Raw genomic sequence first — 12929 nt, 5'->3', positions numbered from 1 at the left:
CCTCAACTTGTTGTAATAAGTGTAAAACAGTTGACTACTATCGCAGTCTCAAACGGCGATAACAACCCATATACGACCCGATCATCCAGCACATCATGCTGAACGCGAGGCCATGCGACCGGTTTCATATTCATATATTGTAAAACACGTATCCGAACTCTGTATGACAAGGTCCGGCGAAACCACGAGAAAACTCTTGGATTAACAAGAGCGCCCTTGTTCAGTTATCACAAAGCGTAACCGGCCCTGGAATCCTGAGAAGCGCCGAAATGGGTATAACATCGGCAGGTTTGCAGATTAGAAATGCGGGTAGTGGGGAACAAACGCACGCCAGAATGGCGTAACTGAGTTAGCGGAAAACGACGGTTCATTATCTCGTATCACCTCCACGGCAGCCCCAAGCGGAGCGAACCAACAAGTCAAAGCGAATAGTTCAACTGCTCAACCCGGCTGGAAGTGGCAACACAATGAATTCATCGTGTGCTTTGAGATATCCTCAATAATTCGAGTTTCAGGAAGCCAACGTACATGAAACATGAAGTATGACGGATATGAGCCGCGCGCCGCGTTTTATACCGAGAAGAGACTCAAAAAGCAAAGCATTAATGAATACGTTGCCGGCCCTGTCAGGAAAAATTTCCAGTAGCGATTTCAAGGTAATGCGAGCGATATCAAAAAAAGCTGGAATTTGGGCCAGAAAGTGACCTAAAATGGACGTCCAGATGTTAATCCATCTATACTGATTAACACTCAGACTGCCAGTGTCATTTACCTGCAGGCCTTGGTAGAATCATCTTCTTTGGCTATTCCGCATAGCAGTTTGAGCTAACAAAATTCTCCTTAGGTGAAATAAAACATGGCAAAACACCTGTTTACGTCCGAGTCTGTATCTGAAGGGCATCCTGACAAAATCGCTGACCAAATCTCTGATGCGGTGCTGGATGCAATCCTCGAACAGGATCCAAAAGCACGCGTGGCGTGTGAAACCTACGTCAAGACCGGCATGGTTCTGGTTGGCGGTGAAATCACCACCAGCGCATGGGTTGATATCGAAGAGATCACCCGTAATACCGTGCGCGAGATTGGCTATGTGCATTCTGATATGGGCTTTGATGCCAACTCTTGCGCCGTATTGAGCGCAATCGGCAAACAGTCTCCCGACATCAACCAGGGTGTTGACCGTGCCGATCCACTGGAACAAGGCGCTGGCGACCAGGGCCTGATGTTTGGCTACGCGACAAACGAAACTGACGTACTGATGCCTGCACCAATCACCTACGCACACCGTCTGGTGCAGCGTCAGGCTGAAGTGCGTAAAAACGGCTCGCTGCCATGGCTGCGTCCGGATGCGAAAAGCCAGGTCACTTTCCAGTACGATGACGGCAAAATTGTCGGTATCGACGCCGTGGTTCTGTCCACTCAGCATTCTGAAGACATCGATCAGAAATCGCTGCAAGAAGCCGTAATGGAAGAGATCATCAAGCCTGTTCTGCCGACCGAATGGCTGAACGCGTCGACCAAATTCTTCATTAACCCAACAGGCCGTTTTGTTATCGGTGGCCCAATGGGCGACTGCGGTCTGACGGGGCGTAAAATTATCGTTGATACCTACGGCGGCATGGCTCGTCACGGCGGCGGTGCGTTCTCCGGTAAAGATCCGTCTAAAGTGGACCGTTCTGCTGCGTACGCCGCACGTTATGTGGCGAAAAACATCGTTGCCGCAGGACTTGCGGATCGCTGTGAGATTCAGGTTTCCTACGCTATCGGCGTAGCAGAACCGACCTCCATTATGGTTGAAACCTTTGGTACTGAAAAAGTGCCTACTGAGCAACTGACCCTGCTGGTGCGCGAGTTCTTCGACCTGCGTCCATACGGCCTGATCCAGATGCTGGATCTGCTGCACCCGATCTATAAAGAAACCGCTGCATACGGTCACTTTGGTCGTGAACATTTCCCATGGGAAAAAACCGACAAAGCCGCTGTGCTGCGTGACGCTGCCGGTCTGAAATAATCGACTGACAGGTTTTTAAAAAAAGGCCAGCCACAAGCTGGCCTTTTGCATTTCTGCCGTTCCTTCGCTCAACCAGCCCCTTTCAATGATCTCGCCAAAAGCACACCCAATGAAAGCGATTACATCAGGCATTCAGCCATACGTTTTCAGATTAATCTCTTTGCATGTTCTGACTTCATCTGCTGTTACATTTCGCTTCAGTTAAGTCTGAAATTCATTCTATTGGGATGCGCATCAACCCTTTTGCCTCTATATTTTCAAAGCTTTAATAAAGATTACAAGTTTTAGGAAGTGTAACCGATTACACCAATGTGATTTATCTCACATATTTTTACGGCGCACTCCCCTACCCTTTTCATCAATAAAACTGATAACCCAACTGGAGGGCATGATGCCTGACAATAAAAAACAGGGGCGTACGTCCAACAAGGCAATGACTTTTTTTGTCTGCTTCCTCGCCGCCCTGGCAGGACTTCTTTTCGGCCTGGATATTGGCGTGATTGCCGGTGCGTTACCCTTTATCACTGATGAATTCCAGATCAGCCCTCACACTCAGGAATGGGTGGTGAGCTCCATGATGTTCGGTGCCGCGGTGGGTGCCGTCGGCAGCGGCTGGCTCTCGTATCGTCTGGGACGCAAAAAGAGCCTGATGATTGGTGCCATCCTCTTTGTCGTCGGTTCGCTCTGCTCTGCTGCCGCACCAAACGTCGAAGTGCTGATTATCTCCCGCGTATTGCTTGGTCTGGCCGTAGGTGTGGCGTCTTATACCGCCCCGCTGTATCTGTCGGAAATCGCCCCGGAGAAAATTCGCGGCAGCATGATCTCGATGTATCAGCTGATGATTACCATCGGTATTCTGGGTGCGTATCTTTCCGATACGGCGTTTAGCTACAGCGGCGCATGGCGCTGGATGCTCGGCGTGATCATCATTCCCGCAATCCTGCTGCTGATCGGTGTCTTCTTCCTGCCTGACAGCCCACGCTGGTATGCGGCGAAACGACGTTTTAACGATGCCGAACGCGTCCTGTTGCGTCTGCGTGATACCAGTGCCGAAGCCAAAAACGAGCTGGATGAAATTCGTGAAAGCCTGAAGGTAAAACAGTCCGGTTGGGCGCTGTTTAAAGACAACAGCAACTTCCGTCGCGCGGTGTTCCTGGGTGTGCTATTGCAGGTTATGCAGCAGTTCACCGGGATGAACGTCATCATGTACTACGCGCCAAAAATCTTTGAACTGGCGGGCTACACCAATACCACAGAGCAGATGTGGGGCACCGTTATCGTCGGTTTAACTAACGTGCTGGCAACCTTTATTGCTATCGGGCTTGTTGACCGCTGGGGCCGTAAACCGACCCTGACGCTGGGCTTCCTGGTGATGGCAGTCGGTATGGGCGTGTTAGGCACGATGATGCATGCCGGAATTGACTCTCCAACCGCTCAGTACTTTGCTGTCGGCATGCTGCTGATGTTTATCGTTGGTTTTGCGATGAGCGCGGGTCCGCTGATTTGGGTCCTGTGTTCTGAAATCCAGCCGCTGAAAGGCCGCGACTTCGGTATCACCTGCTCGACGGCAACCAACTGGATCGCCAACATGATTGTCGGCGCAACGTTCCTGACCATGCTGAACACGCTTGGCAACGCCAATACCTTCTGGGTGTATGGCGCGCTGAACCTGTTCTTCATTGTACTGACGATCTGGCTGGTTCCTGAAACCAAGCACGTTTCTCTGGAACATATCGAACGTAACCTGATGAAAGGTCGTAAGCTTCGCGAAATCGGCGCGCACGACTGATCGTCCGGCTTCCTCCCGACAGGGAGGAAGCCTCTTGCACCGCCCCGCCTCACGTTTTATCCTCTGCCCCTATGAAAACACCCCGTCTTCCCATCGCCCTTCAGCAAGCCGTCATGCGCTGCCTGCGGGAAAAACTCGCCCAGGCCAACCTGAAGCTGGGACGCAATTATCCTGAACCCAAACTGGTCTATCAGCAGCGCGGCACTTCCGCCGGTACCGCCTGGCTTGAATCGTACGAGATCCGCCTGAATCCGGTCCTGATGATGGAAAACCAGCAGGCGTTTGTTGACGAAGTGGTGCCGCATGAGTTGGCGCATCTGCTGGTATGGAAGCATTTTGGCCGCGTGGCTCCCCACGGCAAAGAGTGGAAATGGATGATGGAAGCTGTGCTCGGCGTTCCCGCACGGCGCACGCATCAATTCGAGCTGGAGTCCGTCCGTCGCAATACCTTTCCCTATCGCTGCCAGTGCCAGCAGCACCAGCTGACCGTTCGCCGTCATAACCGTGTCCTGCGCGGAGAAGCAACCTACCGCTGCGTGAAATGCGGCGAACCGCTCGTCGCGGAATAGTTATCTGAACATTCAAGAACTTTCCTGATCTGACTGATTGCATACAAGAACAACTTTCGTTACGTTGCGGGCTCGTTTTGACACGGAGTTCATGATGTCCCGTAATTTTTCTTTCGCTGTCGCGTTTCTGGCGACGGTGCTTTCTGGTCCAGTGCTGGCCGAGGGTATCAATAATTTTTCTCAAGCTAAAGCCGCAGGCGTGAAGGTTAATGCCGATGTCCCGGGTGATTTTTACTGCGGCTGCAAAATTAATTGGCAGGGAAAAAAAGGGGTCGTCGATCTTGAATCGTGCGGTTATAAAGTGCGTAAAAATGAAAACCGCGCCAGCCGTATCGAATGGGAACATGTTGTTCCCGCCTGGCAGTTCGGCCATCAGCGCCAGTGCTGGCAGGACGGCGGACGTAAAAACTGTGCCAAAGACCCGGTCTATCGCCAGATTGAAAGCGATATGCACAACCTCCAGCCCGCGGTTGGCGAAGTCAACGGCGACCGTGCCAACTTTATGTACAGTCAGTGGAACGGGGGGGACGGCCAATATGGCCAATGCGCGATGAAAGTCGACTTCAAAGAGAAACTCGCCGAGCCGCCCGTTCGCGCCCGCGGCAGCATTGCTCGCACCTACTTCTATATGCGCGATCGTTATGCGCTGAATTTATCCCGCCAGCAAACCCAGCTTTTTAACGCCTGGGATAAGCAGTATCCGGTCACTGATTGGGAGTGCGAGCGCGACAACCGCATTGCAAAAGTTCAGGGGAATCATAACCCATACGTGCAGCGGGCTTGCCAGGCGCAAAAGAGCTAACCTACACTAGCGGCAATTGTCTATTTTGCGTCGATCCCTCATTCCGCCCAATCCTTAAAAGGCGGAATGAGGCGTCATCCGCACCCTTCATGGAATTCACACTATGCGCATCCCTCGCATTTATCACCCAGAACTGATTACCGCAGGCAGTGAAATTGCCCTGTCTGATGATGCCGCCAATCATGTAGGCCGCGTTCTGCGCATGGGCGTCGGCCAGGCGGTACAACTGTTCGACGGTAGCAATCAGGTCTTCGACGCTGAAATCACCCGCGCAGACAAGAAAAGCGTGCAGGTGAGTATTCTGCGCGGTGAGGTCGACGACCGCGAATCACCGCTGCATATTCACCTGGGCCAGGTGATGTCGCGCGGCGAAAAAATGGAATTCACTATCCAGAAATCGATCGAACTGGGTGTAAGCCTCATTACGCCACTTTTTTCTGAACGCTGTGGCGTTAAACTGGATGCTGAACGACTGAACAAAAAGATCCAGCAGTGGCAGAAAATCGCGATTGCGGCGTGTGAACAGTGCGGTCGCAACCGTATTCCGGAAATTCGCCCACCGATGAATTTAGAAGCGTGGTGTGCCGAAGAAGAGAGCGGTCTTAAGCTCAATCTTCATCCGCGCGCCAGCGCCAGCATCAACACGCTGCCGCTGCCCGTTGAGCGTGTACGCCTGCTGATCGGCCCGGAAGGCGGTCTGTCAGCGGACGAAATTGCAATGACGGCGCGTTATCAATTTACTGATATTCTGTTGGGACCTCGCGTTCTGCGTACTGAGACTACTGCACTCACGGCCATCACCGCGCTACAGGTGCGTTTTGGCGATCTGGGTTAACGCATTAATGGAGAAGAAGATGATCAAGCTCGGCATCGTGATGGATCCCATCGCAAGCATTAACATCAAAAAAGATTCCAGCTTCGCTATGCTGCTGGAAGCGCAACGTCGCGGCTATCAGCTCCATTACATGGAAATGGCCGATCTTTATCTGAACAACGGTGAAGCCCGCGCGCGCACCCGTATCGTTAACGTCGAGCAAAATTACGATAAATGGTACGAGTTTGGTTCCGAGCAGGATCTGCCGCTGGCTGAACTTGACGTGATCCTGATGCGTAAAGATCCTCCGTTCGATACCGAATTTATCTACTGCACCTATATCCTTGAGCGCGCAGAAGAAAAAGGCACGCTGATCGTCAACAAACCGCAGAGCCTGCGCGATTGTAACGAGAAACTGTACACCGCCTGGTTCTCCGATCTGACGCCTGACACGCTCGTCACCCGTAACAAAGCGCAGTTAAAAGCCTTCTGGCAGAAGCATGGCGATATCATTCTGAAACCCCTGGATGGCATGGGCGGCGCGTCGATTTTCCGCGTGAAAGAAGGCGATCCTAACTTGGGTGTGATTGCCGAAACGCTGACTGAACATGGGACGCGCTACTGCATGGCGCAGAATTATATTCCTGCCATTGTTGATGGTGACAAACGCGTCTTAGTGGTCGACGGAGAACCCGTTCCTTACTGCCTGGCACGCATTCCACAGGGCGGCGAAACCCGTGGTAATCTGGCAGCTGGTGGCCGTGGAGAACCGCGCCCGTTGACCGATAGCGACTGGGAAATCGCCCGCCGCGTCGGCCCAATGCTGAAAGCCAAAGGACTGATTTTCGTGGGTCTCGATATCATCGGCGATCGCCTGACGGAAGTGAACGTCACCAGCCCAACCTGTATCCGCGAAATCGAAGCCGAGTTCCCGGTGTCCATTACCGGCATGCTGATGGACGCGATTGAAAAACGTCTGAAGCAGTAACTCGCCATACCCCTCGTCCGCTTCACCCTCGATTTCGCGCCAAGGCGATGCAGGGTGAAGTGTCTAGTGACAGCGCTTTTAATTGTCTCCATACTGAGCGCTGTTGCTTTTTAAACCAGGAAACAGAACCTCTGACAATGAATTTACAGCATCACTTTCTTATTGCCATGCCTGCTCTCCAGGACCCCATTTTTCGTCGTTCCGTAGTTTATATCTGCGAATACAGTGAAGACGGCGCGATGGGGATTATCATCAATAAACCGCTCGAAAACCTGCAAATCGAAGGCATTCTGGAAAAACTTAAGATCACTCCCGAAGAGCGCGCGCCAGAGATCCGTCTTGATAAACCGGTGATGTTAGGCGGCCCGCTGGCCGAAGATCGTGGTTTTATTCTGCATACCCCACCAGGGTTTTCTTCCAGCATTCGCGTTTCTGACAACACGGTTATCACCACGTCACGCGATGTCCTGGAAACATTAGGCACGCACGGTCAACCTTCCGAAGTGCTGGTGGCGCTGGGCTATTCCTCATGGGAGAAAGGCCAGCTGGAACAGGAAATTCTTGATAATGCGTGGCTCACAGCCCCGGCGGATCTGAACATTCTGTTTAAAACCCCCATTGCCGATCGCTGGCGCGATGCCGCGAAACTGATTGGGATCGACATTCAAACCATGCCTGGTGTGGCAGGACACGCATAATGAGCGGAACGCTTCTGGCTTTTGATTTTGGAACGAAAAGTATTGGCGTGGCGATTGGTCAACGCATCACCGGCACTGCGCGCCCGCTTACGGCGATTAAAGCGCAGGACGGAACACCTGACTGGACGCTGATCGAGCGTCTGCTCAAAGAGTGGCAACCCGAAGCCGTGATCGTCGGATTGCCGCTGAACATGGACGGCACCGAGCAACCGCTGACGGCGCGAGCACGTAAGTTTGCCAATAAGATCCATGGCCGCTTTGGGACTGTCGTTAAACTGCACGATGAGCGCCTCAGCACTGTTGAAGCCCGCGCCGGTTTGTTTGAACATGGCGGTTTCCGTGCCCTGAATAAAGGCAGCGTAGACTCTGCTTCCGCAGTCATCATCCTCGAAAGTTTCTTCGAACAGGGTTTCTAACCCCGTCATATTTGCCCGCACTGCCGGGCAAAATCTTCTTATCTCTCGATCCCGTTCACATTTCACCCTACTGCTTTTTGCATTATCAGTAGTGTTTCTATAAAAGAAACATGTGCAATTATGATTTTTCCAGCAGCCTTGCATTGAGTAATGAGAGTTCAGTGAGACGCGCCTGAATTGTGTCGTCATCGGGGTGCCACATGCCCGCAAAAGCAAGTGCGGCCTGATGAACGCCGACTGGCTGCGCGATAGACACTTCACCGTCGTCATGCTGCCAGATGACGTGTCCGCGCTCACGCTGTTGCGCAATATGCGGCGCGAGATGACTCCACTGTGTCGCCGTGAAGCGCGCCATCAGCTGTTCATCGCTTTCAGCGGCCAGCAGCGACATGCCGATAACGGATTGCCACGCAGGGAGCATGTGAAAACCAGCCAGCGCCTGGCTGGTCGGACTGCCGGGAACGGAGTGCCAGATGTAAATCACCTGGTCTTCCCATAAAACGCCCAGGGCGACAACGATATCGCGCGGCGCAAGGCGCTCCAGCATGGGTAATGCGCGGGAAAAAAGCTCGGAACCGCGAATGGCTTGGGCAGCCAGCGCGTGGATCCCAGGTCCTGGCAGATAACGACGCTGATCGTCCTGCATCGTCAGGCCGATAGACGCCATGGTCATCAGCAAACGGTTTACGCGCGTGGTATTGATGCCCATCAGGCGTGAGAGTTCGCGGCACCCGATCGCACGGTCGCTGGAAACCAGATATTGCAAACAGCGAATGCCGTCGATCAAGCTTTGATTCGGTTGTGATGACATAGCAACGCTCATTCTTTTAAGAAGTGTATGACTCGATTCTACCGCCAGTTCAAAAGGATACAAGGTCATGAAAATCTATCCCCCAAATGATGCCAGAACCTTTCCCGTCTCGGCGCTTGAAGCCGATCTGCTGGTCGCAGGTGGTGGGCTTGCCGGATTGTGTGCGGCCCTGGCAGCGGCGCGCGATGGTCTGAATGTCGTCCTGATTCAGGACCGCCCTGTATTGGGAGGAAATGCCTCCAGCGAAGTGCGCCTCTGGGCCAATGGCGCGACGTCGCACATGGGCAATAATAATCGCTGGGCACGCGAGGGTGGCATCATGGGGGAGATCCTTGAGGAGAACCTCTGGCGCAATAAAGAGGGGAATCCGGTGATGTTCGACCTGGTTCTGCTTGATCTTGCGAGAAGCCAGCCAGGGCTGACGCTGCTGCTGAACACCGCCGTTTATGATGTGGAGAAAACCGGCTCGCGCATCACTGCCGTCAGCGCATTTAATGCCATCAACGAAACCTTTTACACGGTGCGCGCCGCGCAGTTTTGCGATGCGACGGGTGATGGGGTACTCGGTTTTCTGGCTGGGGCGGAGTATCGCGAAGGGGCAGAAGAGATTGATGAATTGGGTGAGAAAATGGCTCCCGGCGATCACTTCGGGCATAAGCTTGGCCACTCCATCTATTTCTACACCAAACGTACCGCCGAGCCGGTGAACTTTGTTGCCCCCTCGTTTGCGCTCAAAGACATCACAGAGATCCCCCGCTATAAACGTTTGACCTCGACGCTTAACGGCTGCGATCTGTGGTGGCTGGAGTGGGGAGGACGTCTTGATACCGTCCACCAGAGCGAGGAGATAAAATGGGAGTTGTGGAAAATCGTCTGGGGCGTCTGGGATTATATTAAAAACTCCGGCGAGTTCCCGGATGCAGAAAATCTGACGATTGAGTGGGTCGGTGCCATTCCCGGAAAAAGAGAAAGCCGCCGTTTTATTGGCGATCATATTCTTTGCCAGCAGGACATCATCGAGCAACGCGATCACTATGATGCGGTTGCGTACGGCGGCTGGTCGATTGACCTGCACCCGGCGGACGGTGTTTACAGCACCCACGACGGCTGCCGACAGTTTCACAGCAAAGGCACGTACACCATTCCGTTTCGCTCGCTGTATAGCCGCTCGCTGGATAATCTGTTCCTGACAGGCAGACTGATTTCTGCTTCGCACGTTGCCTTCGGCAGCGCCCGCGTGATGTGTACCTGCGGGCTGCTCGGTGAAGTCGTTGGTCGCGCCGCTGCGCTGTGCCATACGCATAACCTGACGCCTCAGAGGCTCGCTGACCGCGATCGTATTCGTGACCTTCAACAGCATTTGCAGGAAACCGGATGTTATATCCCCCGTCAGTGGCTCGACAATCCGGCACTCGGCGCGACGGTCTCGACCAGTAGTGAGTACGTGCTGACCTCGCTTGAACCCAACGGCGAATGGCTGCCGCTTGCGGCGCGGATGGCGATACTGTTGCCCATAAAACGCGGCGAGACGCTGCCTGCCATGACGTTTCGTCTGCGTGCCGGCATGCCACGGCACCTCACAATTTCGCTGTTCGGTAGCGAAAAGGCAGGCAACTTCACGCCTGAATGCCATTACGACGCAACGACAATCGACGTCCATGGCGAACAGGAATACCGCTGCACATTTGACTGGACCAGCGATCGCGATCAGTACGTTTTTGTCATCTTCGATGCCTGCAACGAGATTGATATTGCTCTCACCCAAACCCGTTTGCCCGGCCTGATGACCGTGTTTAACAGCCTGAATAAACGCGTGGCAAAACAGACCCGTCAGGTTTCTGACGGTGATTACGGCGTGGAGGAGTTTGATTTCTGGCTGCCGCGCCGCCATCCGCATCAAATCTTCCCGGCAATGCAGCTGGATGCACCGCTTCACTGCTATGCGCCTGATAACCTGCTTAATGGCCGTCTGCGCCCTGAGCAGCAAACCAACGCGTGGATCCCCGCCGACAATGACCCTGCCCCACAGGTCGTCTGGACATGGGAAACCCCACAACGTATCCAGTCTCTGACGCTTATCCAGGATAATGACTTCGACAATGCGATGGAGACGGTGCAGATGGGCCATCACCAGGCCATTACCCCGCATTGCATTACGCAGTATCGGCTGTGGGCTGATGGCAATCTGATTGCCTACGTTGAACATAATCATCACGCCGTCTGTGAACATCGCTTCATCACCCCTCTTACCGCAAAAACGATCACCCTGGAGATCCTTGGCACTGCGGGCGCACGCCCCGCCGTCTATGCGCTCAACGTGCGCTAGAGCCGTCCCTGCGCCTTGCGTTCGGCCAGGCTTTGGTCAAAGTTTTGCATCCCTGCCTGCTGCCCGGTTTGAATGATGCCGGGCAGTTGCCAGGTTTTCCCCTCACGAATGAGATTCGCGGATGCAGGCGTGTTCACCAGCATTTCGAAAAGCGCCACTCGCCCGCCCTGCGCATCGCGCTCAAGCTTTTGCGCCAGTACCGCGCGCAAGCTCCCCGCCAGCTGGTTTCTTACAGGATCTTTTTCCTCGGCAGGAAAAGTATCCACCAGCCGTTCGATGGCCTGAGACGCACCTCGGGTATGCAGCGTCGCCAATACCAGATGCCCGGTTTCTGCGGCCGTTAGCGCGAGGCGGATCGTTTCGCTATCCCGCAACTCGCCCAGCAAAATGACGTCGGGATCTTCACGTAATGCCGCACGTAGCGCCTGAGAAAAGGAAGGGCAATGCAGGCCAATTTCTCGCTGTTGAATCAGACAGCGATTGCTTTGATAAATAAACTCCACCGGATCTTCAAGAGTAAGAATATGCCCGTCGCAATGGCTATTGAGATGATCCACCATCGCCGCCAGCGTGGTGGATTTTCCGCTGCCAGTGGCGCCGGTGACCAGAATCAACCCGTTGTCACTGGAAAGTAGATCGGGGATGACTTTAGGCGCCGTAAGCTCTGACAGCGTTGGACAGGTCACTGGCAACAATCTGAGCGTTATAGAGGTACCATGAATTTGGTTAAATGCGCTGGCGCGCAAACGTTGCCCGCTGTTCATCGATACGGCGAAATCCACCTGCCCATTCGCCCACCATGCCCCCTCCTGCTCGTCGTTGAGCCAGGCTTTAAGGAACAGCTGAACATCCGGGGCGGGAAAAGGTGCAGATTCAAGATGACCCAAACGACGCCAGCGCGGTGGTGAATTGCTGCACAGGTGTAGATCCGAGACATTATGCTTTACACTAAGGGCCACAATTTCTTCCATATCCATACGACACTCCCCGGAAAATGAACGACATTGCGCATAACCTGGCACAGGTCAGGGACAAAATCTCAGCCGCAGCAACACGTTGCGGCCGTGCTTCAGAAGAAGTTTCGCTGCTTGCAGTCAGTAAAACCAAGCCTGCGAGCGCCATCGCAGAAGCTATTGCCGCAGGGCAACGTGAGTTTGGTGAAAACTACGTTCAGGAGGGTGTGGACAAAATTCGTCATTTTCAGGAAACAGGAATGACGGGTCTACAATGGCACTTTATTGGTCCCTTGCAGTCGAACAAAAGTCGTCTGGTGGCAGAGCATTTTGACTGGTGCCATACCGTCGATCGTCTGCGTATCGCCACGCGTTTAAGTGAACAGCGTCCGGCTGGCAAAGCGCCACTGAACGTATTGATTCAAATAAATATTAGTGACGAAAACAGCAAGTCAGGCATTACGCTTGCTGAGCTGGACGCGCTGGCCGCCCAGGTCGCGGAACTCCCCGGTCTACGTCTGCGTGGACTGATGGCGATCCCCGCCCCAGAAACAGAGTATGAAAGGCAGTTTGCCGTGGCACAGCAAATGGCTGTAGCATTTGAAGCGCTTAAAGCACGCTACGTTACCGTAGACACGCTTTCACTGGGCATGTCGGACGATATGGAGGCCGCAATCGCGGCTGGCAGCACGATGGTGCGCATCGGCACAGCAATTTTCGGTGCGCGCGATTACACCCAATAATAAGGAAAC

General features: G+C 53.7%; 14 protein-coding genes. 10 read left to right on the top strand and 4 right to left on the bottom strand.

The features are described 5' to 3' along the window. Positions 1-2: 2 nt before the first annotated feature. Together yqgB and AC0LWE_RS09600 are read right to left on the bottom strand one after the other, a co-directional pair. Positions 3-134 carry an acid stress response protein YqgB gene (yqgB, locus tag AC0LWE_RS09605; protein WP_202667700.1) on the bottom strand — a complete coding sequence of 44 codons (132 nt, stop codon included), beginning with the start codon at positions 132-134 and terminating at the stop codon, positions 3-5. Positions 135-227: 93 nt separating this feature from the next. Next, positions 228-371: a hypothetical protein gene (locus AC0LWE_RS09600; protein WP_419181498.1), complete on the bottom strand. Its 144-nt coding sequence runs from the start codon at positions 369-371 to the stop codon at positions 228-230. Positions 372-856: 485 nt separating this feature from the next. Here AC0LWE_RS09600 and metK point away from each other — a divergent pair, with 485 nt between their 5' ends. The 8 genes from metK to ruvX all read left to right on the top strand — a co-directional run bounded on the left by metK (position 857) and on the right by ruvX (position 8087). Next, the gene (gene metK, locus AC0LWE_RS09595) at positions 857-2011 is read left to right on the top strand and encodes a methionine adenosyltransferase (protein WP_059177580.1); all 1155 of its coding nucleotides are present in this window, start codon (positions 857-859) and stop codon (positions 2009-2011) included. Between the two features lie 391 nt (positions 2012-2402). Continuing rightward, complete coding sequence (gene galP / locus AC0LWE_RS09590) at positions 2403-3800, top strand: galactose/proton symporter (RefSeq protein ID WP_219347681.1); 1398 nt, start codon at positions 2403-2405, stop codon at positions 3798-3800. Between the two features lie 71 nt (positions 3801-3871). Then, complete coding sequence (locus AC0LWE_RS09585) at positions 3872-4369, top strand: SprT family zinc-dependent metalloprotease (protein ID WP_174342934.1); 498 nt, start codon at positions 3872-3874, stop codon at positions 4367-4369. Positions 4370-4463: 94 nt separating this feature from the next. Further along, entirely contained in the window at positions 4464-5171 is a 708-nt protein-coding gene (endA, locus tag AC0LWE_RS09580) for a deoxyribonuclease I (protein WP_234593613.1), read from the top strand. Between the two features lie 103 nt (positions 5172-5274). Beyond that, positions 5275-6006: a 16S rRNA (uracil(1498)-N(3))-methyltransferase gene (gene rsmE / locus AC0LWE_RS09575; protein WP_059177577.1), complete on the top strand. Its 732-nt coding sequence runs from the start codon at positions 5275-5277 to the stop codon at positions 6004-6006. A 19-nt stretch (positions 6007-6025) separates the two neighbouring features. Further along, positions 6026-6973 carry a glutathione synthase gene (gshB, locus tag AC0LWE_RS09570; protein WP_015960341.1) on the top strand — a complete coding sequence of 316 codons (948 nt, stop codon included), beginning with the start codon at positions 6026-6028 and terminating at the stop codon, positions 6971-6973. A 137-nt stretch (positions 6974-7110) separates the two neighbouring features. Next, positions 7111-7671: a YqgE/AlgH family protein gene (locus AC0LWE_RS09565; RefSeq protein ID WP_059177576.1), complete on the top strand. Its 561-nt coding sequence runs from the start codon at positions 7111-7113 to the stop codon at positions 7669-7671. After that, positions 7671-8087, top strand: a complete 417-nt coding sequence (gene ruvX, locus AC0LWE_RS09560) for a Holliday junction resolvase RuvX (protein WP_059177575.1) — start codon at positions 7671-7673, stop codon at positions 8085-8087. The genes AC0LWE_RS09565 and ruvX overlap by 1 nt, the downstream gene beginning before the upstream one ends. A gap of 118 nt (positions 8088-8205) precedes the next feature. Here the strand turns inward: ruvX and AC0LWE_RS09555 are convergent, their stop codons facing one another. Then, entirely contained in the window at positions 8206-8898 is a 693-nt protein-coding gene (locus tag AC0LWE_RS09555; RefSeq protein ID WP_131486271.1) for an IclR family transcriptional regulator, read from the bottom strand. Positions 8899-8965: 67 nt separating this feature from the next. On the opposite strand from AC0LWE_RS09555, the gene AC0LWE_RS09550 reads away from it, so the two are divergent. Beyond that, positions 8966-11224, top strand: a complete 2259-nt coding sequence (locus AC0LWE_RS09550; protein WP_219347400.1) for an FAD-dependent oxidoreductase — start codon at positions 8966-8968, stop codon at positions 11222-11224. On the opposite strand, the gene AC0LWE_RS09545 is transcribed toward AC0LWE_RS09550, so the two are convergent. Next, positions 11221-12201: a type IV pilus twitching motility protein PilT gene (locus tag AC0LWE_RS09545; protein WP_202667702.1), complete on the bottom strand. Its 981-nt coding sequence runs from the start codon at positions 12199-12201 to the stop codon at positions 11221-11223. The genes AC0LWE_RS09550 and AC0LWE_RS09545 overlap by 4 nt on opposite strands. Before the next feature lie 17 nt (positions 12202-12218). On the opposite strand from AC0LWE_RS09545, the gene AC0LWE_RS09540 reads away from it, so the two are divergent. Further along, a complete protein-coding gene (locus tag AC0LWE_RS09540; protein WP_202693903.1) occupies positions 12219-12920 on the top strand; it encodes a YggS family pyridoxal phosphate-dependent enzyme in 702 nt (233 codons plus the stop codon). Positions 12921-12929: the final 9 nt, after the last annotated feature.

It is taken from the genome of Lelliottia sp. RD5 (assembly GCF_056032945.1).
The sequence above is the reverse complement of the archived record's forward strand: the minus strand, read 5'-3'. Positions and strand labels throughout refer to the sequence as shown.